This is a genomic window from Micromonospora marina, assembly GCF_900091565.1.
Taxonomy (GTDB): Bacteria; Actinomycetota; Actinomycetes; order Mycobacteriales; family Micromonosporaceae; genus Micromonospora; species Micromonospora marina.
Map to the genome: position 1 here is coordinate 242812 of NZ_FMCV01000004.1, position 22952 is coordinate 265763.

General features: G+C 74.0%; 21 protein-coding genes and 1 pseudogene. 8 read left to right on the forward strand and 14 right to left on the reverse strand.

What is annotated here, in order from left to right:
* The first annotated feature begins 118 nt into the window (after positions 1-118).
* Complete coding sequence (locus GA0070215_RS07690) at positions 119-1528, forward strand: DHA2 family efflux MFS transporter permease subunit (protein WP_167361493.1); 1410 nt, start codon at positions 119-121, stop codon at positions 1526-1528.
* Positions 1529-1995: 467 nt separating this feature from the next.
* Here GA0070215_RS07690 and GA0070215_RS07695 read toward each other — a convergent pair whose 3' ends face one another.
* On the reverse strand, positions 1996-2730 hold the full coding sequence (locus GA0070215_RS07695) for a polysaccharide lyase family 7 protein (RefSeq protein ID WP_018784245.1): 735 nt from the start codon (positions 2728-2730) through the stop codon (positions 1996-1998).
* A gap of 530 nt (positions 2731-3260) precedes the next feature.
* Between GA0070215_RS07695 and GA0070215_RS07700 the strand changes: the two genes are divergently transcribed.
* From GA0070215_RS07700 to GA0070215_RS07710, 3 genes are all read left to right on the forward strand, one after another.
* A complete protein-coding gene (locus GA0070215_RS07700) occupies positions 3261-4142 on the forward strand; it encodes a pentapeptide repeat-containing protein (protein WP_091043332.1) in 882 nt (293 codons plus the stop codon).
* Positions 4143-4480: 338 nt separating this feature from the next.
* Entirely contained in the window at positions 4481-4717 is a 237-nt protein-coding gene (locus GA0070215_RS07705; RefSeq protein ID WP_091043335.1) for a preprotein translocase YidC, read from the forward strand.
* A 108-nt stretch (positions 4718-4825) separates the two neighbouring features.
* Positions 4826-5086 (forward strand): hypothetical protein, encoded by a 261-nt coding sequence (locus GA0070215_RS07710; RefSeq protein WP_018784241.1) that lies wholly within the window; start codon positions 4826-4828, stop codon positions 5084-5086.
* Here the strand turns inward: GA0070215_RS07710 and rnhA are convergent.
* Positions 5005-5568 carry a ribonuclease HI gene (gene rnhA / locus GA0070215_RS07715; protein ID WP_018784240.1) on the reverse strand — a complete coding sequence of 188 codons (564 nt, stop codon included), beginning with the start codon at positions 5566-5568 and terminating at the stop codon, positions 5005-5007. The two genes, GA0070215_RS07710 and rnhA, sit on opposite strands and share 82 nt — an antisense overlap.
* A gap of 70 nt (positions 5569-5638) precedes the next feature.
* On the opposite strand from rnhA, the pseudogene GA0070215_RS07720 reads away from it, so the two are divergent.
* Positions 5639-6296, forward strand: a pseudogene (locus tag GA0070215_RS07720) (tyrosine-protein phosphatase).
* A gap of 25 nt (positions 6297-6321) precedes the next feature.
* Here GA0070215_RS07720 and GA0070215_RS07725 read toward each other — a convergent pair.
* Genes GA0070215_RS07725 through GA0070215_RS07740 form a run of 4 tightly spaced genes read right to left on the reverse strand, consistent with a single transcriptional unit; the run spans position 6322 to position 10401 of the window.
* Complete coding sequence (locus tag GA0070215_RS07725) at positions 6322-7506, reverse strand: lycopene cyclase family protein (protein WP_208600301.1); 1185 nt, start codon at positions 7504-7506, stop codon at positions 6322-6324.
* 46 nt (positions 7507-7552) lie between these two features.
* Positions 7553-8800, reverse strand: a complete 1248-nt coding sequence (locus GA0070215_RS07730) for an MFS transporter (protein ID WP_091043343.1) — start codon at positions 8798-8800, stop codon at positions 7553-7555.
* A gap of 42 nt (positions 8801-8842) precedes the next feature.
* The gene (locus GA0070215_RS07735) at positions 8843-9985 is read right to left on the reverse strand and encodes an RNA polymerase sigma factor (RefSeq protein ID WP_018784236.1); all 1143 of its coding nucleotides are present in this window, start codon (positions 9983-9985) and stop codon (positions 8843-8845) included.
* Between the two features lie 8 nt (positions 9986-9993).
* Entirely contained in the window at positions 9994-10401 is a 408-nt protein-coding gene (locus tag GA0070215_RS07740; RefSeq protein WP_091043726.1) for a YciI family protein, read from the reverse strand.
* A 347-nt stretch (positions 10402-10748) separates the two neighbouring features.
* On the opposite strand from GA0070215_RS07740, the gene GA0070215_RS07745 reads away from it, so the two are divergent.
* The 3 genes from GA0070215_RS07745 (at position 10749) to GA0070215_RS07755 (ending at position 12480) form a co-directional block, all read left to right on the forward strand.
* Positions 10749-11231: a hypothetical protein gene (locus tag GA0070215_RS07745; RefSeq protein WP_073829387.1), complete on the forward strand. Its 483-nt coding sequence runs from the start codon at positions 10749-10751 to the stop codon at positions 11229-11231.
* A gap of 66 nt (positions 11232-11297) precedes the next feature.
* Positions 11298-11939 (forward strand): class F sortase, encoded by a 642-nt coding sequence (locus GA0070215_RS07750; RefSeq protein ID WP_091043346.1) that lies wholly within the window; start codon positions 11298-11300, stop codon positions 11937-11939.
* 142 nt (positions 11940-12081) lie between these two features.
* Entirely contained in the window at positions 12082-12480 is a 399-nt protein-coding gene (locus GA0070215_RS07755; protein WP_091043350.1) for a YchJ family protein, read from the forward strand.
* A 433-nt stretch (positions 12481-12913) separates the two neighbouring features.
* Here the strand turns inward: GA0070215_RS07755 and GA0070215_RS28645 are convergent, their stop codons facing one another.
* The 8 genes from GA0070215_RS28645 to GA0070215_RS07795 form a co-directional block, all read right to left on the reverse strand.
* A complete protein-coding gene (locus GA0070215_RS28645) occupies positions 12914-13234 on the reverse strand; it encodes a hypothetical protein (RefSeq protein WP_208600302.1) in 321 nt (106 codons plus the stop codon).
* 66 nt (positions 13235-13300) lie between these two features.
* A complete protein-coding gene (locus GA0070215_RS07765) occupies positions 13301-13687 on the reverse strand; it encodes a DUF2267 domain-containing protein (protein WP_018784229.1) in 387 nt (128 codons plus the stop codon).
* 91 nt (positions 13688-13778) lie between these two features.
* On the reverse strand, positions 13779-15641 hold the full coding sequence (locus GA0070215_RS07770) for a transketolase (protein WP_091043353.1): 1863 nt from the start codon (positions 15639-15641) through the stop codon (positions 13779-13781).
* Positions 15642-15719: 78 nt separating this feature from the next.
* Positions 15720-16916: an MFS transporter gene (locus GA0070215_RS07775; protein WP_026267605.1), complete on the reverse strand. Its 1197-nt coding sequence runs from the start codon at positions 16914-16916 to the stop codon at positions 15720-15722.
* 205 nt (positions 16917-17121) lie between these two features.
* Positions 17122-18147 carry a mechanosensitive ion channel family protein gene (locus GA0070215_RS07780; protein ID WP_091043356.1) on the reverse strand — a complete coding sequence of 342 codons (1026 nt, stop codon included), beginning with the start codon at positions 18145-18147 and terminating at the stop codon, positions 17122-17124.
* 73 nt (positions 18148-18220) lie between these two features.
* The gene (locus GA0070215_RS07785) at positions 18221-19228 is read right to left on the reverse strand and encodes a hypothetical protein (protein ID WP_091043360.1); all 1008 of its coding nucleotides are present in this window, start codon (positions 19226-19228) and stop codon (positions 18221-18223) included.
* A 54-nt stretch (positions 19229-19282) separates the two neighbouring features.
* Positions 19283-20932 (reverse strand): serine/threonine-protein kinase, encoded by a 1650-nt coding sequence (locus GA0070215_RS07790; RefSeq protein WP_091043362.1) that lies wholly within the window; start codon positions 20930-20932, stop codon positions 19283-19285.
* A gap of 204 nt (positions 20933-21136) precedes the next feature.
* Positions 21137-22924, reverse strand: coding sequence for a CehA/McbA family metallohydrolase domain-containing protein (locus GA0070215_RS07795; RefSeq protein ID WP_091043365.1), 1788 nt, complete (start codon positions 22922-22924; stop codon positions 21137-21139).
* Between the last annotated feature and the right edge of the window lie 28 nt (positions 22925-22952).

Sequence of the window (22952 nt, forward strand, 5' to 3'; positions counted from 1 at the left end):
CCCGACTGTACCCGCCGGTTCACGTCGTGGACCAAGACGCTTGCGCCTGAACGGATGAGATCACTATCTTGAACCAGTGAGTTCAAACACCGATCAGTTGGACCCTCCGCTGCTGCGGATGATCGCCGTTGTCCTGCTCGGTGGGCTGTTGGGCATCCTCAACAGCACGATGGCCGCCGTCGCCACCGACACCCTCGCCACAACGTTCGACGCCTCGCTGAGCACTGTCGGCTGGGCGTCCACCGGCTTTCTCCTGGCCGTCACAGCGACCATCCCGTTCACCTCCTGGGCCGTCGATCGGTTCGGCGGCAAGCGGCTGTGGCTGACCGGTCTCGTGCTCTTCACGGCCGGATCGCTCGCCGCCGGGCTGGCTCCGGACGTCGGCAGCCTGATCGCCTTCCGCACCCTGCAAGGTGTCGGAGCCGGTCTGCTCGACCCGCTGGTGCTGATCCTGCTGGCCCGTGCCGCTGGTCCGCACCGAGCGGGACGCGTCATGGGTCTGATGGGCCTCGTGCTCTCCCTCGGCCCGGCCCTCGGCCCGATCGCCGGCGGCGTCATCCTCGCCAACCTGTCGTGGCGGTGGATGTTCCTGCTGAGCGTGCCGGTCGGAGCCATCGCCTACCTGCTCGCCCGCCGCGTCCTACCGCAGGACGTGCCCGCCGCATCGGGACCGACCCGGATCCGGCTCGACACGCTCGGTCTCGCCCTGCTCGCGCCGGGCTTCGCCGCTGTGGTCCTGGCCCTGTCGCAGACCGCCGAGCACGCCGCGTTCACCGCGTGGCAGGCGCTCACCCCGCTGGCCCTCGGCCTCGTGCTGCTGGTCGGCTACGCCGTCGACGCGCTGCGTGCCCGGCGCTCACCGCCGCTGATCGACCTGCGCCTGTTCGCCAACCGCGGCTTCACCGCCAGCGTGACCATCATGGGGCTGGGTGGCCTGGCCAGCTTCGCGGCTCTGTTCGCGCTCCCGCTGTACTACCAGCAGGCGCACGGGCACGGCGCGTTCGCGGCGGGGCTCCTGTTGGCGCCGTTCGGTCTGGCGGGAGCCGTCGCCATGCCAATCGCCGGGCGGCTGTCGGACCGGGTCGGCGCCCGAGGCCTCGCCACCGCCGGCGCTGTCGTGGCCGGCCTCAGTGGACTGGTCCTCACCCAGGTCCGGGCCGGCACCTCCGAGGTGTGGCCGGTCCTGGCCACATTCACCCTCGGCACAGGCGCTGCCTTCTTCAGCGCCCCGACGATGGGCTCGCTCTACCGCACCCTGCCCGCCCGCGTGGTGGCGCAGGGCAGTTCGGTCCTCTACATGCTCAACCAGCTCGGCGCCGCGCTCGGCATCGCACTCGTCACGCTCATCATCCAGACCGCCAGCACCCCGATCGGCGGGTTCCACAACGTCTTCTGGCTGGTGGGCGCACTGATCCTCATCATCCTGACCGCCATCCCGTTGCTGCCCGGTCGACCGCGGCCGCCCGCCGTGGCCGGGGAGCTGACCGGAGAGGACGAAATCGCCGTACCCGGAGCGCCGGGGGGCTGACGCAAGTCCCGGTGACCGGGCGGATGGCGGGCGTGTGCGGGCCAGCCGGGTTGCGGAAGAGATCGCCCCTGCTCACTGGCACGACCCATCCACCACGGCATCGGTACGACAGCGAGTACGCGATGACCGCCCGGTCCGACAGTCCCGTCGTCTCGTGACCGAGCAGGTGCCCGTCCTGCGGACTGAGCAGCACCGTCTCCCGCCGCCCCGGAACCGTCGTCGACGCTGAAGGCCGCAGCTCGTCGGACAGGGCGCGGGCGGCCAGGCGCCGGTACTGGCGACGGCCGTCGTCGCCGGAATTGGGGCTCGATGCGGTGAGAGCCGCAAGTCCGGTTCGGGACGTGGGCGCAGAGACGGACCGGTCGGGAGACCGGCACCGCGCTGCGGTCCGACCTCGCGTCGTCGCCACCCGCTGACACGAGTGCCGGGCGTTTCCCGCAGGAAACACCCGGCACTCGCGGCTATTTTCAGGAATGCGACACGAGCAGTTTGTACAGGGACACCTGCCCATAGTTGGAGCTGCTGCAGGGAGAGGAGTTGCTGCAGTTGGCCTGGGTGTATCCGCCGGCCTTGAAGTAGTTGCCGGACTTCGAGTGCGCAATGGTCGTCTGCAGTACGCCGTTGTAGTAGGCCCTGATCTGGCCACCGCTGACGACAAACTTCGCCTCAAAGACCGTGTTCAGCTTGTAACTGCTGGTCACCAACTTGTGGTGAGTGGTGTTGCCCTTGGTGATGTAGAGGCTGGTGCCTTCCAGGCGGAACACGGTGACATCGTCGTCACCGTCGTGAATCTGAGCGCCCACAACGTGCGGCTTGGTGTTCGGGAGCTTGTTGAACGCCAGCCTGACGGTGAGGGTGTGGGTGCCCGAGGTGGACGACCAGGAGGCGTTCGAGGTGCCGTTGTTGGCCATCTCCCGCAGTTCGGAGCGGGGGTAGCTCGATCCACTGGTGGTCACACCGTTGACCGGGGCCCGGAACTGCACTCCCGTGCATTTGGTGTTCACCATGAACGCCGGATTCGTGGAGTAGGTGGCGAGTGAGGGCTGCTTCACTTCGGTCGGCGAGCCGGACGAGCCGGTCGGCAGCGTCACCTTCCAGTTCGTGAGGTTGAGCTGCTGGGCGGGGTAGTCGCAGGGGGCGGCCGCGGTGGCGGCACTCTGCGAGACGACGGGGGTGGCCAGGATGGCCAGGGTCGCCAGCATCGCCGTGACGAGCCTGCGCTTTCGAACAGGATTCATTGCGGGGTTCCGCCTTTCGAGGTGGTGGTGGTGGTGGTGAACCGGCGTTTTTCCAGCGCTGAGCGTCGCGTCATACGCACTCCTGAGTGGAGTTTTCATATATGCGAACCGCGCAGAACCGGCCCGCGCTGAGATTAGGAGGCAGAACCAGGAAGGTCAATGTTCGAGGCCAGAGCATTTGATGGGTGTGCACACTCGTGAACAGTGATCCACGGTGAGGATGCGGAGTGCGTCGGGTGGGCGCGCGTTCTCCCCCAGGCCGGACGGCGCTCTTTCAAGTCCATGATGGACTACGATCTTTCCGGTGGCCGGGGTGACTCGCATCGTCGAGGCAGCGCGGGATCGGTTACCGGATCGGGTGGCGATCGGGTTGTCGACGCCGCCCCGCCCGTTCTCGTTGATCATGAGGTTGGCGGCGGTTCCGGTCCGGTTCGTCGCCGTCAACCTCATGATCGACGGGGTGGGTGGGTAGGTGGGCGCGTGGGGTGGGGAGAATGGGTGCCGTGTCGGGAGGAGGACCGGTCGTCAGCGGGCGGGAGTTGCGGGCGGACTGTTCGCGCTGCGCCGGGGTGTGCTGCGTCGTGCCGGCGTTCACCGCGTCGTCCGACTTCGCCATCGACAAGCCCGCCGGGCGGCCCTGCCCGAACCTGGGCGCCGACTTCCGCTGCGGCATCCACACCGAGCTGCGGCAACGCGGCTTCCCCGGATGCACCGTGTTCGACTGCTTCGGCGCCGGTCAACACCTCACCCGGCACACGTTCGCCGGCCGCGACTGGCGCGCCGACCCGGCCACCGCGCAGCGGATGTTCGACAGCTTCGCGGTGCTGCGACCGCTGCACGAACTGCTCTGGTACCTGACCGAGGCGGTCCGCCTGACCCCGCCCGGACCACTGCGCGACGAGCTGACCGCCGCGCTCGACGAGACCGGCCGGCTCACCGACGGCACCCCTGACGACCTGCTCGCGCTCGACGTCGACGCGCACCGGGACCGGTCCAACCGGCTGCTGTCGCGCGCCGCCGAACGGGCCCGCGCCGGAAAGGCCGGCCCGGACCGCCGGGGCGCGACGCTGATCGGGGTGGACCTGCGCCGCACCCCGCTGACCGGGGCGAACCTGCGCGGTGCCTGCCTGATCGGGGCGGACCTGCGGGGCGTACGCCTCGGCGCCGCCGACCTGACCGGCGCGGACCTGCGCGGGGCCGACCTGCGCGGGGCCGACCTGGGCGAGTGCCTGTTCACGCACCAGTCGCAGCTCGATGCCGCACGCGGCGACCACCGCACGGTGCTGCCGCCGGGGCTACACCGCCCGGCTCACTGGTCCCTGACGCTGACCCCGGCCCGCCCCCAGCCCCGGCAGCGCCGCCGCCAACCCCGCTGACGCCACCCACGCGCGCCCCCGCCGCCGCCACTCATGCCGACCCCCGGCCCGCCCGCATCTTGGCACCCGCTCCCACCCCACCCCCGCACCGCGGCGATCAAGGACTTTGTGTCCATTTCCGCCCGCCGCCAGGCCACAAACTCCTTGATCACCCCCTTCGACCGGCTCACCAGGGCCACCTCGGCGGTGATCAAGGAGTTTGGGTCGGGTTCAGGGCCGGATGGGGACACAAAGTCCTTGATCAACTGTGAGGGGACCGGGCGGGGGCGCGTGGGTTTGGTGGGGGTGGGGTGGGGTAGGCGGCGCGGACGACGTCGACCGACTGGGAGGGGCCACCGGTGGGGTATCGGGCACGCGACGGTGAGGAACCGGTCGACCCGGCGCACGCCGAGGACGAGGCCGGACAGGTTCCGCTGGTGCAGACGGCCGCTGACACCGACGTGCCGGCACCCGCTCCGGGCGCACCGAAACCGTACGAGGTGACCGAGGACGACGGATCCGAGACGGCGGGCGGAGCGTCCGGCAGCAGCTCGGGCGGCTCCTCGATGCCGACCCACCCGGACGCGGCCCGCTGACCGGGCGCGAGCACCGGCCGAACCCGGGCCACCGAACGAACCGGGCCCGTCGCCAGGGCTCGGGCGACCCGAACGTTTGCCGTCACCCGCTGCGGGCAGGAGGGCGACATGACCAGTGAAGAGTCTTTCGGCCGCGCGGCCGGCGACGAACCCGACGGCACGACCGCGTACGAGGCGTCCCTGCGCCCGCCGGGCGAATCCCTGCACACCACCGACGACACCGGTGACGATTTCGCCGACCAGCCCGCCGAGGACCGGCGGTCGGCACGGGAGGTCAGCCGGGCCGGCTACGACGTGGCGGCCGTCTCCGGCACCGGCGACCCGTCCGAGGAACCGGAGGAGATCGAGGAGGGCCGGCCGCTGCGCTGAGCCGTACGCGGGGCGGCGGCTGCGCCGCTCCGCGCCTCGGTCATGCCCCGGTTCGCCAGCGCGTCGGCGCGCTCGTTCTCCGGATGCCCGTTGTGGCCCTTCACCCACAGCCACGTCACGTCGTGCCGGGCGCAGGCCGCCTCCAGCGCCTGCCACAGGTCGGCGTTCTTCACCGGCTGCTTGGCGGCGGTCAGCCAGCCGTTGCGCTTCCACGAGTTCAGCCAGCCGGTGATGCCGTTGCGCACGTACGTGCTGTCGGTGTGCAGCCGTACCGTGACCGGGCGGGTCAGGCTCTCCAGCGCCCGGATCGCGGCGGTCAGCTCCATCCGGTTGTTCGTGGTCGGGGTGGCCTCGCCGCCGCACAGCTCCCGCTCGTGCCCGCCCCAGCGCAGCACCGCGCCCCAGCCGCCGGGCCCGGGATTGCCGCTGCACGCGCCGTCGGTCCAGATCTCCACGACCCGGCCGGTCTCCGCCTCCACCATGCCCGGCAACCTACCGGGTACGCGAGCGCGCGGGACCACCCGACCCGCCGCGCGCGGCTAACGTGCGGGCATGACCGCTCCCCCGGACTTCGCCGCTCTGTGCAACTTCCGTGACCTCGGCGGCTGGCGGACCGGCGACGGCCGTACCGTCGCCCGGGGCCGGCTCTACCGCTCCGACTCACTGGCCAAGCTCGCCGGCTCGGATCTGGAACGGTTCGCGGCTCTCGGCGTCCGCACCGTGATCGACCTGCGTGACCGAGCTGCGGCAGGCGCTCGAACTGATCGCGGACGGCGAGCACCCGCTGGTGTTCCACTGCGCCTCCGGCAAGGACCGCACCGGGCTGCTCGCCGCGCTGGTGCTGTCCCTGCTCGGCGTGGACGACGACCAGATCGCGGCTGACTTCGCGCTCACCGAGCACGCCACCGAACGGCTGGTCGCCGAGTGGCGTGATCGCCACGGCGGCGCGCCGGGCTGGCCGGCGTACGGGCGGGCCCCGGCCGAGATCATCCGGCTGGTGCTGGCCGACCTGCGGGCCGCCCACGGTTCCGTGCACGGCTACGCGACCGGCCGGCTCGGTGTCGACGAGCAGACGATCGACGCGCTGCGCGCCCGGCTGCTTGCCGGCGACACGAAACCGCTGCCCACCCAGGGCGGCAGTACGCCGGCGGCGGAGCGACTGCGCGCGCTCGTGCGCGGCCGCGTCACCGAGGCGACCGGCCGCCGATAGGCGCCGGGACCGGCGACAGCGGAAGCTAGCGGCGCAGGCGGGCGCGCAGCCGGCCGGCCGCGTCACCCAGCACCGCGCCGGTCATCGGCAGCAGCGGACTGGACCGCATCACCGCCAGATCCTCCACCGGGCTGGTCACGCCGTCGAGGAACCGCAGCACCCGCTCCGGCGGGTTGCGGTCGAACAGCCGCTCGAAGAACTCCACCCCGCCGACGTGGCCCCGGTCCAACGCGCGCAACGCCACCGCGTCCATCCACAGGTGCCGGCCCGGGTACGCGGGCGCCGGCACCGGCGGTCGACCGGCGGCGAGCGCGCGGGCCACCTGGTCGGCCTGGCGCAGCATCGCCGAGAACGTGAATCCGGTGGACGGACGGGTCGCCCCACCGGCGGTGCCCAGCCGCACCACGCGTGGGCTCGGGCGGGAGTCGAACGGGCCGTCGGTCATCGGGATCACGCCGTCCTCGACCTCCCGCACCCGCAGCGCGGTCAGGTCCAGGCCGAGCAGGCCGGCGTACCCGCGCAGCGCCGCGTCGTAGCCCGCGTCGTCGAGCAGTTGCGGGCCGAACTCGGTGTACTCGACCAGCGCGAACCGGTCGTCGACAGGCAGCACGTACCCGAAGGACACCCCGCGATCCGGCTGGGGCGTGCGGAAGTCCATCAGCACCGCCCGCTGCCTGTCGAACGTCGGCCGGTCGGCGGCCAGCCACCAGCCCCGGAAGTGCTGCAACCAGCTGGTACGCCCCGGACGCCTCGGCCGCCGGGGCCGCGAGTCGAGCACCCACCCGGCCCGCACCAGGTCCCGGCCGTCCGGGTCGCGGACCGTGACCCGCTCACCGTCGTCGTGCAGCTCCCCCGCCGGGGCGCTGATCCGGACCGCGTCCAGCCGCCGCTCGGCCGCGGCAGCCCGGTCGTAGACCGGGGCGGAGCGGAGCATGGCGTACCGCAGGGGGTCGAGTGTCAGGACGCGGCGGCCGGCGGGCGTGACCACGTCGACCTGCGACCAGCTCGCGCTCAGCATCGGGTCCAGGTCGTCGCCGGGCAGGCCCCAGAACGCCCAGGTGCGGTCCTGGCCGCGCTTGTGCACCGGGTCCACCACCGCGACCCGCAGCCCGGTCACGTCGTGGCGGTCCAGCGCGGCCAGGACCAGGGACGCGGCGCCGCCGCCGCCGACCAGCGCGAGGTCGGCGTCGACCGGGAAGGATGGGTGCATCCGGCCACGCTGCCACACCGGCGGGAGCCGCCACCGGGCGACCCGCTCAGGGCACCGGGGCGGGCTTGCGCGCGGCCGGCTCGGCGTAGGCGGCGGCCACCGTCGCCCGGTCGAAGACCCGCCACGTCGCGGCGATCACCGCCACCGCCACCACGAAGCCCACCCAGTACGGCGCGGTGATGCCGAACCGGGCCGCCACCACGCCGCCGAGCAACGCGCCGACACAGTTGCCACCCGCCGCGACGAACAACGTGGTGCTGCCGACCCGGCCCATCAGCTCCGGCGGGGTGAGCCGCTGCCGCAGCGAGTTCGCCACGATGTTCCACAGCGCGCTGTGCGCCCCGAACGCGAACAACGCGAACCCGACCACGGCCGCGCTGCGGGACGCGGCGAGCGCCAGGTGCAGTCCCGCCTCGACCAGCAGCCCGGTCCGCACCGTCCAGGTGGGCGTGATCGCGGCGATCAGCCGGTCCCCCACCAGCGAACCGAGTACGCCGCCCACCGCCATGCAGGTGAACAACGCGCCGTAGCCGACCGAGCCCAGACCCAGCCGCTCGGTGGCGAGCAGCACCAGCACCGCCACCGCCGCGGTGAGCGTGACGTTCAGCAGGCCGATCAGCACCGTCATGGTGCGCAGCAGCCGCTGCCCCCACAACCAGCGGAACCCCTCCGCGACCTCCGCCCGCACCGACCGCCGGCCCCGCGGCGCCGCACCGCCCCGGTACGTCCCGGCGAGCAGCCCGACCAGCACGGCGCTCAGCGCGTACGTGCCGGCGTTGAGCGCGAACGGCAGCGACGCCGCCAGCACGAACAGGAACCCGCCGAGCGGGCCGGCGATCATGTTCTGCATCACCTGGGTGCCGCCGCCGAGCCAGCCGTTGGCGCGTTCCAGCATCGAGCGCGGCACCACCGCCGGCAGCACCGCCTGCGCGGCGGTCCGGAACACCACCTCGCCGGTGTTCACCACGAACAGCACCGCGTACAGCAGCGCGATCCCGGCCCGGTCGGCCAGCATCGCCGCCGCGAGCACGGCCAGCGCGCCGACGCGCACCCAGTCGATGAGCACCATCAGCCGGCGCCGGTCCATCCGGTCCGCCAGTACGCCACCGGGCAGCGCGAAAAGCAGCCACGGCAGCCACGACACCGCCGCCCCGGCCGACACCACGAGCGGATCGTCGGTGATCGACGCCACGTACAGCGGAGCGGCCACCGTCGCCGTTCCGCTGCCCAGCGCGGACAGCGTGCTCGCCGTCCACAGTCGGGCGAAGCGCCCGCCGAGCCGTTCCCCCGTCACGGCGAGGCAACCTACCAGCGGCGACGGAGCCTGCCGACCGGTTTACCGGCGGCCGGCGTTGAGACGGGCGGCCTGCCGGTTCAGGTGGTCGCGTTCGGCCAGGCTGGACGCCCGGCGGGCCGCCGCCGCGTACAGCCGCGCCGCCGTGTCCGGGTCGCCGTCGCGTTCGTGCAGGTAAGCCGCCACCGCCGGGTACCGGGGCAGCGAGTCGTCGAGCGCCGCGAGCGCCGCCAGCCCGGCCCGGGGGCCGTCCGCCTCGCCGACCGCCACCGCCCGGTTCAGCCGGGCGATCGGGCTGCCGGTCAGGCGGACCAGTTCGTCGTACCACTCGACGATCTGCACCCAGTCGGTCTCCGCTGCGGTGGGCGCGTCGGCGTGCAGGGCCGCGACGGCGGCCTGGGCCTGGAACTCGCCCAGCCGATCCCGGGACAGGGCGGTCTGGAGGATGCCCACGCCCTCGGCGATCAGCACGGTGTTCCACCGGCGGCGGTCCTGCTCGGCCAGCGGCACCAGGCTCCCGTCGGGCGCGGTCCGACCGGCCCGGCGGGCGTGGTGCAGCAGCATGAGCGCGAGCAGCCCGGCCACCTCGGGGTGGTCGATCGCGGCGGTGAGCTGCCGGGTGAGCCGGATCGCCTCGGCGGCCAGGTCCACGTCGCCGGAGTAGCCCTCGTTGAACACCAGGTACAGCACCCGCAGCACGGTGGCGACGTCGCCGGGCTGGTCGAGGCGGACCCCGGACACGGTGCGCTTGGCCCGGCTGATCCGCTGCGCCATTGTGGCCTCCGGCACCAGATACGCCTGCGCGATCTGCCGGGTGGTGAGCCCGCCGACGGCGCGCAGCGTCAACGCGACGGCCGACGACGGGCTCAGCGACGGATGCGCGCACAGGAAGTATAGCCGCAGCGTGTCGTCCGCCGACGGCACCGGCCCGGGCTGCGGCTCCTCGTCCACGAGATCCTCCCGCCGGCGCCGGGCGGCGTCGGCGCGGACCACGTCCAGGAACCGCCGCCACGCCACTGTGACCAGCCAGCCGCGCGGATCCCGGGGCGGGTCGTCGGGCCAGACGCGCAGCGCCTCGATCAGCGCGTCCTGCACGGCGTCCTCGGCCGCCGCGAAGTCGGCTCCACGGCGGACGAGGACACCGAGCACGCCCGGGATGAGGCTGCGAAGGGCGACCTCGTCCATCGGAGCTGTCACTCGGTGATGATGGGCGGCGCGCTCAGGAACGGGCGCAGCTCCAGCCACTCGTGGATCGGCTTGCCGTCCTGCCCCGGCGCGGCCGACAGCTCGGCGGCGAGTTCGAGGGCGCGCTCGTAGCTGTCCACGTCGATCACCATCCAGCCGGCGATGAGGTCCTTCGTCTCGGCGAACGGGCCGTCGGTGACCGGCGGGCGTCCCTCGCCGTCGTAGCGGACGAAGGTGCCCTCCGGGGCGAGCGCCTGACCGTCGACGTACTCGCCGCTGTCCTGCAGCCGTGCCGCGAACTCCTGCATGTAGCGCACGTGCGCGGAGATCTCCTCCGGCGTCCACTTGTCGATCATCGGCATCTCGGTGACCGGGGTCGGGCCGCCGCGGTAGTGCTTCAGGAGCAGGTACTTCATCTGTGTCTCCTCGTGGAGGGTGCGACCCATTCTGGCCGCGTTCACTCCGGGGACGAAGCCGGCCGTCCGTTCTCGACATCGGTGGCGGAGGAATTTTCGGGCGTCACATCGCGTAATCCATCCTAGGAGGCTAGTTATGCCAGTCCAGTACGGCTGTCCGGCCTGGGTCGACATGTCCGCCGTCTCGTGGCGGCAAGGAGCACACCGGACGGCAACGAAGATTTCTCAATTACCCCCAGTGATCGCCGCAACCCTCCTAGTGTTGGCCACACCGGTGCTCGTCACGGAGTTGGCCACCCGAACGACGTCCCACGCCTACAGCGGACGAAAAGTGAGGGAAGACGCGGATGAAGGCACAGTCATTTCTCGGATCGGCGGCGTTCGGCGTGGGCCTCGGCGCACTGCTGCTCCCGGCCGCCGCGCTGGCGGACACCAGAGTGTCACCCGCCACCACCCCGGTCGGCGGCACCGTCGTGCTGACCACCACGTGCAACCCGAACGCCGGTGACGCGATCTTCCGGGTCACCGGCCCGGACCGGGACCAGAACGTCCGGTCCACCACGGCCGCCGCGGGCGGCGGCCTGAGCGCCGAACTGTTCACCGCCGGGTTCACGCTCGGCACGTACACGGTGGCCACCACCTGCGGCGACGGCAGCGACGGCGGCAGCGCCACGTTCACCGTCACCCCGATCGGCGGCGCGCAGGCCGGTGGGGGCGGGCGCGACGGCGACACCGGGGTGCTGATCGCCGGTGGCGTGCTGGCCGCCGGGGCGCTCGCCGGAGGCGCGTACGCGGTCATCCGCCGGCGTCGCGCGGGCGCCGTCGCCTGACCGGAGCGGTCCGCCCGCGCCGGATGCTCCGGCGCGGGCGCCGCGTCCCTGTTCGACGGAGGTGGGATGCTGTCGGAATCGCAACGCCGCTCGCGCCTGCACACCGCCGTCGTGGTCACCGCCGTCACGCTCGCCGCCGCCACCGGCACCGGGCTGGTCTCGGCCGGGCTCGGCACCACGTCGGCGTCACCACCGCAACCCGGCGCCTCCGCCGCGCCGGCGACCGAACGACCGGGTACGGGCGGCCCGGCGCTGCCCCGATCCACGCCGGTGCGGGTCACCATCCCCCGCATCGGCGTCGACGCCGAGATCGTCCCGGTCGCCACCGACGCGGACGGCGCGCTGGAGGTGCCACCGCTGGAACGCCCGGCGGTCACCGGCTGGTACCACCCCGGTCCCGCCCCCGGCCAGGCCGGCAACGCGGTGCTGGTCGGACACGTCGACTCGCAGCACGGTCCGGCCGTGTTCTTCGACCTCGGGCGGCTGCGCGGCGGCGACACGATCCGGGTGCTGCGCGCCGACGGGCGGACCGCGACGTTCGCTGTCGACGGCGTCGGGGCGTACCCGAAGGAGCGTTTCCCCACCGCACGGGTCTACGGCGGCGACGCGGCGGCGCGGCTGCGGCTGATCACGTGCGGCGGACGGTTCGACCCCCGGACCGGCAACTACCCGGACAACATCGTCGTCTTCGCCACCGCCACCCGGTGAGGCTCACCCGGCCAGGTCGGCCAGTTCCGCGCCGGAACAGCAGCAGCGAGGGTTGAGGTGTAAGGAGGGGCCCCCTGTTAACGCCTCCGGTAGAGGAAGGGCCCCTTGTTAACACCGCTCCGCGAGTTGGGAGAATCGCGGCATGGCGAAACGGGGTGAGCGGACGGCGGCCTGCCCGTGCGGCACCGGGCGGCCGTACGCGGACTGCTGCGCCCCGGTCCACCGGGACGAGGCGACGGCGGCGACCGCGGAGGCGCTGATGCGGTCCCGGTTCAGCGCGTTCGCGCTCGGCGACGCCGCCTACCTGCGGCACAGCTGGCACTCCAGCACCCGGCCGGACCGGCTGGAGCTGGATCCGGGCACCCGCTGGACCCGGCTGGAGATCGTGGAGACCGGGCAGGGCGGGCTGTTCGACACCGCCGGCACGGTCCGGTTCCAGGCGCACTACCGCGAGGGCGGCCGGGCCGGCGTGCTGGCCGAGCACAGCCGCTTCGCCCGGGAGGACGGCCGCTGGGTATACCTGGACGCGCTGCCGGAGTGACGCGGCCCGGCGCGCCGGCTCCCACGGCACGGTCGCCGGAAGCGTGGGTTCCCCGACCGGGTCGTGACAGGGAGCGCGCGATGACCCGTCAGAGGTCCTTCAAGTCCCGGGTACGCACCCGGATGGACAAGACCGGCGAGAGCTACACCACCGCCCGCCGGCAGTTGCTCGGCAGAGCCGAAACCACGCCGGCCCCGACGGTGGCCCCCACCGGTGGGCGGACCCAGCGGGACCGCATCTCCGACGCGCTGCTGCGCGAGCGGACCGGGCAGGACTGGGCCTACTGGTTCGACCGGCTCGACGCGTGGGGCGCGGTCGACCGGAGCCACACCGAGATCGCCCGCTGGCTGGTCGACACCCACGGGGTGCCGGGCTGGTGGGCGCAGATTGTCACGGTCGGCTACGAGCAGGCACGCGGCCTGCGCGCGCCGGGTCAGCGGCGGGGCGGCGGGTTCGAGGCCGGTGCCAGCCGGACCGTCGGCGTGCCGGTGCAGACGCTGTTCCAGGCGTTCGCCGACGCGGCGACCCGACGGCGGTGGCTGCCCGGCGTCGAGGTGCGGGTGCGTACCGCCACGGCACCGAAGACGTTCCGGGCGGACTGGGCGAACGGCCCCAGCCGGATCGTCGTCGGGCTGAACCCGATGGGTGCGTCGAAGTCACGGGTGGCCGTGCTGCACGAGAAGCTGGCCGACGCCGACGAGGCGGAACGGCTCAAGGCGTACTGGCGGGGCCGCACCAGTGGTCGTTCCTGCACCGGACGGACTGATCCACGCGGGCGGTCCGAGCGGGATCCCGCCTTCGGCGGAGGCGGGATCCGGCGCTACCCGCGTGGTGCCGGCTGGGCCAGCTCGCCGATCCGCGCGGGCAGTTGCGACAGCGCGCGGTGGAACGCGGCCGGCCCGATCACCCGGTGCAGGGCCTGCACCACGGCGCGGGCACCGCGCTCGGCCTCGGCCGGGCTGACGCCGGCCCGCTCGGCGATCCGGCGCAGGAACTCGTCGTACCCGAATGCCTCGGGGTCGTCGGTGCGGGGCCGCGCCAGCAGCGGACGCAGCTCGTGCGCGACGTGCGCGGACAGTTCGGCGGCCTCGCCGCCGCTGATCCGCTCGGCGAGGGTGCGCAGCGTCGCCTGGGTGAGCGCGCGGGCGTCGTCCGGCGGCACGCCGGCCCGGGCGGACACCCGCGCGTAGAACTCCGGTTCGGCCATCGTCGGTCCTCCCGTCGCAACGGCAGCGTGGCTACCCGCCGCCGGTCCCCGCAAACACCGCCGCGAGCGCCGCCGGCCCGGGCGGACACGCTCAGGCCAGGGCCCGCGCCGCCGAGACGATCGCGCCGACGCCGATGCCGGCCCGGTCGAGCTGCTGGGCGGGGGTGCCGGAGCCGGGCAGTCCGCGTACCGCCAGGTGGTTGACCCGGGACGGTTCGCCCAGGTCGGCGAGCGCCTCCAGCACGGCCGAGCCCAGCCCGCCCTCCGGGTAGTGGTCCTCGACCACGACGAGCCGCCCGCCGGTCTCCACGACGGCCTCGGCCAGCCGCCGCCGGTCCACCGGCTTAATCGAGTACAGGTCGATCACCCGGGCGTCGATGCCCTCGCGGGTCAGTTCGTCGGCGGCGGCGAGGCACAGGTGCACCGTCACGCCGGTGCCCAGCAGCGCGACGTCCCGGCCGTCGCGCACCATCCGGCTGCCGCCGATCGGGAACGGCTCGGTGTCGTCGTAGAGCACCGGGTACTTCCCGCGCGTGGTGCGCAGGTAGGTCACGCCCGGGTGGTCGGGCATCTGGGCGACCAGGGCCGCGCAGGAGACCGCGTCGGCCGGGCAGAGCACCGTGGAGCCGGGCACCGCCCGCAGCGCGGCGATGTCCTCCAGCCCCATCTGGGACGGGCCGTCCGGGCCGATCTCCACCCCGACGTGCGAGCCGACGAGCGCGATGTCGGCGCGGGACACGCCGGCCATCCGGATGAAGTCGTACGCCCGGGACCAGAACGCGGCGAACGTCGCCGCGAACGGTCGGTAGCCGCGCACCGCCATGCCCACCGCCGCGGCGGCGAGCTGCTGCTCGGCGATGAACATCTGGAAGAACCGATCCGGGTACGCGGTGGCGAAGCGCTCCGCCCGGGTGGAGTCGCTGACCTCGCCGTCGAGCGCGACCACGTCGGGCCGGGCGGCGCCGAGGGCGCGCAGCGCGTCGCCGTACGCGTCCCGGGTGGCGACCTTCGCGCCGCGGGAGTACCGGGGCAGCTCCGGCTGTCCGTGCTCGGCCGGGGCGGTGCGCGGCGCGGGCGGTGGCTTCGGTCCGGCGACCCGGATGCGCCGGGGGCCGCCGAGCGCGCGTACGGCGCGCTCGGCCAGTTCCGGGTCGAACGGCTTGCCGTGCCAGGCCGGGTCGTTCTCCACCTCGGGTACGCCCTTGCCCTTGACCGTGCGGGCCAGCACCACGGTCGGCCCGGCGGCGTCGCGCGCCTGCCCGTACGCCTCGTCGACGGCGCCCGGGTCGTGGCCGTCGACCACGATCGCCCGGCAGCCGAACGCCTCCACCCGCCGCCGGTAGGTGTCCAGGTCCCACTCCAGCTCGGTGGGGCCGCGCTGGCCGAACCGGTTGACGTCCACGATCGTGGTGAGGTTACGCAGCCCGTAGTGGCCCGCCTTGTCCAGCGCCTCCCACACCGATCCCTCCGCGGTCTCGCTGTCGCCGCAGAGCACCCAGACGTGGGCGGGCGACCGGTCGAGGTGCTGGGCGGCCAGTGCCACCCCGACGCCGACCGGCAGGCCCTGCCCGAGCGAGCCGGTGGCCACGTCCACCCAGGGCAGCGCCGGTGTGGGGTGGCCCTGGAGGCGCGAGCCGGATCGCCGGTACGTCTCCAGCAGCTCCTGCTCGCTGATCGCGCCGGTGGCGCGGAACACCGCGTACAGCAGCGGGGAGGCGTGCCCCTTGGAGAAGATCAGGTGGTCGTTGCCGGGGTTGTCCGGGTAGGACCAGTCGTAGCGCAGGTGCCGGGCGACGAGCACGGCGAGCAGGTCGGCGGCGGAGAGGCTGGACGTGGGGTGCCCGGAGCCGGCCATCGTGCTGCACCGGATCGCGTCCACCCGCAGTTGGGCGGCCAGCTCCGCCAGCCCGGTCAGATCCTCGTCGCGCAATGTGCGCTCTGCTTCCAACGTCACCGCGATCGTCTCCCGGGCTCGCCGATTTCCGGACCCACGCTAACCGCGAACGCGACCATTGGTCCCTTTTCTGGCTATTCATGCCCGACCGGTGACGAGCCAGAGCGCCACCAGCAGGTACGGCAGCACCGCGACCGCGAAGGCCGCCGGATTACCCACCGCGCCGGCGAGCAGCCCGTACCCGCCGTAGAAGGCGACGATGGTCAGGTCGGTGGCCATCCCGGCCAGCGACGTGACGGTGGCCCGGGACGGCCCGGCGATCCGGGCCTGGAGCCGCACGTCGGCGAGCACGGTGGCCAGCTGGAACGCGGCGAACGCCGCCGCCAGCAGCAGGAAGCCCGCCGGGTGCCGCAGCAGCGCCCCGGCCGCCGTCGCCGCCGCCGCGAACACCAGCAGACCGGCGTACCCCCGGTGGGACAGCCGCTCGCCCAGCGGCGCGAGCAGTCCGCCCACTGTCATCCCGGCCCACACCAGCAGGAGCAGCAGCGGAACGCCCACCTCGGCCATCCCGGTGTCGGCGGCCAGCAGCCCGGTGTACTCGTCGAGCCCACCCCAGATCGCGGTGACGGCCGCGACCAGCAGCACGGCGGTGCGGACGCGGCGGTCGGCCCGCACCTCGCGCAGGCCCAGGCGCAGGCTGTCCAGCCAGCCGGGCTCCTCGTCACCCGCGCCCGGAACAGGCGCTGCGGGCGGTGTGCGGTGCTCCGGGAAGCGGGCCGCGACGGCCGCCGCCAGCAGGCAGGTCGCCACGCTCGCCACGCCGACCGCGAGGTAGCCGCCGAGCGCGAACACCGGCCCGGCGAGCACCCCCGACCCGACCGCGCCCAGCACCTCGGCGGTGCGGGTCCGGCCGATCAGCCGGGCGTACCGGCCGGTTGCGCCGAGGTGTTCCAACTCGGTGAAGACGAGCGCCTCCAGCGCGCCGGAGCGCAGCGCGCCACCGGCGCCCCAGAGCAGGAAGCCCACGGCGAACGCCGGATAGGACGGCAGCAGCACCCAGAGCGCGAACCCGACGGCGGCCAGCAGCGGCGCCAGGCAGAGCAGCAGCCGGCGCGACACCGCGTCGGCCCACACGCCGGAGGGCACCTCCAGCACGATGCCGGCGGCCGCCCAGAGCACGAACAGCGAGGAGATCTGCCCGACCGACAGTCCGGTGTCGGCGAACAGCAGCACGTAGAGCGGGTAGAGCAGGACGAGGTCGGTGAGGAACGCGTACCCGTAGAGCGTCGCCGCCAGACGGCGGGTCGCGGGCACGCGGGAGGGAGCGACGAGCATGGAACCTTCCCACGGAACGTGACGGACACCGGTCGGAGTGCTCGGCGTCCGCGGCGGCCCGCGGCCTCGTCGCTCAGGAAGGCATCAACATCGCCAGGTCATACCGGGATCCTATCCGCCGTGAGGCGCCCGGGTGGTCCCTGCGGAGGGCACGAATTCGGGGCGGGACCGTGCGGTCCCGCCCCGGTTCGTCTCCGCTGTCGGGTCAGCGGCGGAACTTGTCCACGTCGGCCTGCGGAATGACCATGGTGGCCTCGCTGTCCGCGGCCTGCTCGGCGGTCGGCTGGCGCGGTGTGGCCGGCTGGGTGCGCTCGGAGTCCGGGTACGCCGGGATGTGCTGCGTCGCCTCCGCGCCCACCTGCGACGGCACCGGCTCGGTGGCGTCCGCGCCGGTGGCGGCCGGGGCCGGCCGGGTGCCCGGATACGCGGGGACCGGCTGGGTGCGGTCCGCCTCGGCGTCGCGGCTCACCGGCTGGGTCAGCTCGGAGTCCCCGGACGGGCCGTTGGCCGACAGGCGGGCCTCGACGTCACGCCGGCCCGCCTGGTAGGCACGGGCATGCGTGGCGATGGTGCGCGACTCCTCCTCGGCCCGGGTCAGCCAGTTCTCCCAGCGGCTCTGCATCGGCCGGACCAGCCCGCCGCCGACGCCGACGACCAGGATGCCGCCGACGGTGGCGAGCACCGCGATCAGGACCGGGGTGGTGACGGTGGTGGCGACGCCGATCTGGTTGAGCGCGGCGATGACGCCGAGGCCCAGGATGAACACCGAGGCGAGGTTGGCCAGCACCCGCCCGTACGAGAGGCCACCGAGCGCACTGGAGATGATGTCCTTCACCGCGCGGGCGATGGCCGCGGCGACCACCACGATGACGATCGCGACGAACGCCCGGGGCAGCCAGGCGATCACGCCGGCGATCAGGTCGGAGATGGGGTTCGGGCCCCAGATGCCGAACGCGAGCTGGAGCGTGACCAGCAGCACCCCGTAGTAGGCCAGCTTCGCGACGATGTCACTGGCGTCGTACTTCGAGCGGGCCAGCGCGGTCTTGATCCCGCCGCGCTCCACGGCGCGGTCGAAGTGGACCCGCTCCAGCACCTTGTCGACGAGCTTCAGCACGGCCTTGGCGATCAGCCAGCCGACGACCAGGATCGCGACGAACGCGACCGCCTTGGGCAGGAACAGCATCACCGAACGGAACGCGTCGCCCACCGCGTCCCCGAAATCGTCTCTCATCGAAGGGCCTCCACGTACGTGGTCCAGGTTTGTTCGGGTGGGGCTACCCGGACGCGCGTGCGGGGAAACGCGGTCAGCCTCCGGGGCAGCGGTAGACGACCTGGGTGCCGGCCTGCGCCGTCGTCGGTCCGACGATGTTGACGGTGGCGATGCCGGTGGTCGTCCCGGTCCCGGTGAACGTCCACTTGAGCGTGAGCGCGACGGTCCGCTGCCCGTTGCCGACCCGTTCGGTGAGCACCGCGCCGGGCGGCGCGTCCGAGCGGAACCACTGGTACCGGATCGTCCCGCCGCGACCGTTGGTGCGCACGGTGGCCACCACGTCGACTGTCACGTCGCAGGCGACACCGGCGGGCCGGGACACCGCGACGGTGACTCCCTCGACCTCCAGCGGGCGCAGCCGCTGCCACAGGTAGAGGCCGACGGCCAGCAGCAGCACCACGGTGAGCAGCGCGGACAGCACCGAGACGACGCCACGCCAGGCCGGACGCCGGCGGATCGGAGGCGTGGCGGGCCAGGGCGGCGCGGGCGGCGGCGTCGCCGGCACGCCCGGCCCGAAGCGCAGCTCACCGCCCGGGGCCGGCACGCCACTCGCCGGCCGCGCGTGGCCGGTCCGATCCGGGTACGCCCCGGCGCCCGTCGCCGCCGTGCCGGTGGCGCGGCCCGGATGCGGTACGCCGGTGGGCTGCCAGGAGGCGGTGGGCTGCCACGACGCGGTCGGTTCCGCGCCGGGGCGCAGGGGCGGTTCCGCGCTCGCACGCGGGTGGACGGCAGCCTGTCCGGTCGCACCTGCCGGCGCCGGGCGCATCTGGGCCGTCGCCTCCCCCGTGTCGGCTGCCCGGCCTGGGCGCAGGTGCACTGTCGGCTCGGCGTCGGACGGTGTCGGCGTGGCCGGGGCGGCGAGGTCTGCGGTGTGGTCGTCCCCGCCGGGGATCACCGTCAGGTGCACCGTGGGTTCGGCGGTGGGTGGCCGGTCGGCCGCCGCCCCGGCAAGGTGGACGGTGGGCTCCGCGGCGTCCGCGTCGCCGGTGATCGGCAGGGCGCGGGTGGGCAGCGCCTCGGTGGGCTCGTCGGGGCGGGTCACGCCGATCGTCCCGGGGACGGGCTGCGGGGCGGGGCAGCGGGCACTGTCGTACTCCTAGCCGGGGGTGCAGGCGTGGTAGAGCGTCACGTACACCGGTGACGCCGAGGTGGTCGTGTTGCCGGCGGCGTCGGCGGCGGTGACCCGGATGGGGATGCGGGCGCTGCGCTTGGGCGTGGACAGCGGGCCGAGCGTGCCGGTGAACACGCCCCGCCCGGCGGCGGCCATCCGGATCGTGCCGGCGGCGCCATCCACGGTGTAGCCGAACGTGACGGTGAGCGCGGCCGGGCCGCTGCGGTCGTCGGTGACGGTGGCGGTGACGGTGCTGGTCTTGGCGCCGTAGGGGCAGCCCGTCGGGTCCAGCTCGCCCGGGTCGGCACGTACGCCGTCCACGACCGGCGCGGTCACGTCCGGTGGCGGCGGGCTGGTGGTGCGCGAGGCGCTGGGGGCGGGCGTAGCGCTGGGGGCGGGCGTGCCGGTACGGGCCGGCGTCCCGGTCGGGCCGGGGGTGGCCGGCGGCGCGGGAGGTGGTGGTGCGGCGGACGCGGTGGACGGGGTGGGCGTCGGCGACGGGCTCGGCGACTCGGCGCCGGTCGGCTCCGGTGTGGGTGCGCCGGTGGTGGCGGGCGCGGCACTCGCCGGACCGGTGGGGCCCGCGGCGGACGTGCCGTCGTGGGCGGCGTAGCTGTAGCCGGCGCCCCCGGCCAGGACGGCGGCGACCAGCGCACCGGCGGTGAGCGCGGTACGGGTGCGCCCGCTGCGGAACCGTCCGCTCCGGCCGGTGGTGGTGCCCAGCGCGGTGTGGGCGACAGCGGTGCCGCCCTCGGCCCGGTCCGGGAACGGCCACAGCGCGGCGAGCAGCGCCGCCCGCCGGGCCAGTTCGCCCAGTCCTCGTTGCTCCCAGTCGCTGCCGTAGCCGCTGCCGGCGACCCGTTCCAGCAGGTCCAGGAACGCCTCGGCGGACGGCGGACGCTCGTCGGGGCGTTTGGCCATGCCGTGGCGCAGCAGTTCGTGCACCGGCGGGGGCGCCGCCTCGGCGGGGATCGGCGCGCTGGCGTGCTGGTCGCGCAGGGAGAGCAGGTCCGGTCCCTGGTACGGGGGCCGGCCGGTGAGGCACTCGAAGAACGTGGCGGTGGCGGCGTAGACGTCGCACGCCGGGGCAGCCGGGGCGCCGGTCCACTGCTCGGGGGCCATGTAGCGGGGCGTGCCGGACACCGTGGTGTCGGAGCCCTGACCGATCGGCATGGCGATGCCGAAGTCGGCGAGCTTGCTCAGCCCGGAGCCGGTGACCAGCACGTTCTCCGGCTTGTAGTCGCGGTGCACGACACCGTGGGCGTGCGCGGCGGCCAGGCCCGCGAGCGAGCCCTTGAGGACGCAGAGCGCGGCCTCGGGCGTGGTCGGGCCGTGTTCCCGCAGCATCTGGCGCAGGGAGACGCCGTCGACCAGTTCCATCACGATGGCCGCGCCGTGCGGGCTCTCCACGTACTCGTAGAGGCGGCTGACGTGCGGGTCGTCGATCTCGCCGAGCAGCCGGGCCTCGGTGCGGAACGCGGTCCGGAACGCGGAGTCCTCGCCCAGGTCGCGGACCAGGTACTTGATCGCGACCGGGGTGCCGGTCGCATCGTGGACGGCGAGCACGACGCTGCCCGACGCGCCGGCGCCGAGCCGGCGGACGGGGGTGTATCCGGACAGTTCCCAGCCGCTCATGCGACAGACTCCACGGCGTCCCACGGGCGGATGTCGGACTCCGCCTCGCTCGTCATTCTCACCGAGGCGCGGGCACCGGCCATCGCCGCAACGGCTGTTTCCGGACGCCGGTCGGCGTCCGGTCGGCCGCGCGGCGCGGCGTCGCACGGCAGGTCGTCGGTATCGGACACACCGTCACGAGTACCAGACCCCGGCAACCGCGGGTCAGAAGCGGCGGGGTGCGGGGATTCCTGCCGGTGGGGGGTTGCGGAGCAGCCAGAGGGGGTTGCTCGCGCCGACGATCTCGCCGTCGCGGTCACGGACCTGGGTGCGCACGTACGTGCCGGAGCCGACGCGCACCGGCAGGTCGTACCAGCCCTGCCGCAACTGCCGCCAGGCGACCGGCCCGACCCGGACCGCCGGTGTCGGGTCCGCGACACCGGCCCGGTCGACCTCGCCGGTGACCGTCTCCAGCGTGGCCCCGGCCGGCAGGTCGGTGGCGCGCAACCGCACCGTGACGGTGTCCTCGGCAAGGACGGCGAGCGCACCCATGGCGCTGCGGCCACCCAGTTCCAGGTCCAGCGCACCCCGGTAGCCGGCCAGGTCGGCGAACCACGCCTGACCGGCGCGCAGCGCCACGACCAGGTCGTCCCGGCCGGTCGAGGCCGCCCACACCGATGTGACGTTCCGGTCCCGGCCGGCCCGCCAGTCGGTGCCGTCGTGGTCGTCGGTGACCCCGACGGCGGTGAGCGGGATCGCGTTACGGGCCGCCACGTCGTACGCCCAGAGGTGGTCCTCGACCGGCCGGCGTCCGATCTCGATCAGGTCGACGCCGAGCGCGTCGCGGCTCACCAGCAGCCGGGCCAGTGACTCGCGGCGCTCCACGTCCAGCGGGTGGTTCCAGCACACCACCCCGCCGTGCGCGTGCAGGAACTCCACCATCTTCTCGGTGGCGTCGACGTCGTTGTCCCGGTACGGCGGGGACGGGAAGCGCGGCAGCGTGCCGTCGCCGCCGAACCAGTTGAGGTGCCGCACCATGGACACCTCGTACGCGCGGTGGTGGGTGACGCCGGGGTACGCGCCGTCGTAGCCGCGCAGCACCTCGGCGCGCAGCTCCTCGCCCGCCTGGCCGGCGCGGCGGGCGCGGTCGAAGACGAGCCGGTCCACCAGGTACGCGCCGCGCCCGCCCCGTGCCGCGGTCACGCCGAGGCGCAGCCCGCGCAGCGAGTTGTCCCCGGCGACGATGCCGGGCCAGAGCCGCCGCACGTCGGCGAGCAGGTCGAACGTGTGCCGCCGCCAGGCACCCGCCGGGGCGGGCGTCTCGACGGTGCCGTGCCGGCCGTCCACCGTGTGCCGGACCGTGTCCACGCCGCCGAGGCGGTAGCGCAGCACGAGCTGTCCGGCGGGCCGGCCGGGCCCGGCCGGGTGGTGCGACAGCGCCACCTCCACGGTGAGCGTGGCGTCCCGGCCCGCCGCTTCCGGGCGTACGTCGAGGTGCAGTGTCGTGTCGGAGATGTTGGCGGTGTGCGTCCAGTTCCACGCCTTGCCCGCGTACCAGAGGGTGCCGGAACCGGCGGCGGTGAGCCGCAGCGCGCGGCCCGGACCGTCGGGGGCGTCCGGCGCGTCCACGAAGTCGGCGCCCGAGGTGGACAGTCGTCCCTCGGTGGCCGGCTCCCAGGTCCAGGCCAGGCCGCCCTCGCGTTCCTCGGGGCCGTCGAAGTGGACGACCCGGCGGTGGTCGTGGGCGGCGACCCGGAAGTCGTGGTCGGTCCACCAGAGCACGTCGACGCCGTTGCGGCGGGCCTGGTCGAGATGGGCGGCGTAGCTGGCCACGCCCTCGCTGAACGAGGCGTGCAGGTGCATCGCCATGCTGACCGGCCGCCGGCCGCGCGGCGGGGGCGGCGGCCGGTCGTTCGTGGCGGCCAGCCCGACCGGCACGCCGATCCCGGCGACCGCCAGGCCGCCCGCGGCCACGAGCACGCTGCGCCGGTCCAGCCGTCCGCGACTCGCCATGTCATTCCCCCCGTTCCGCCCCGGCCAG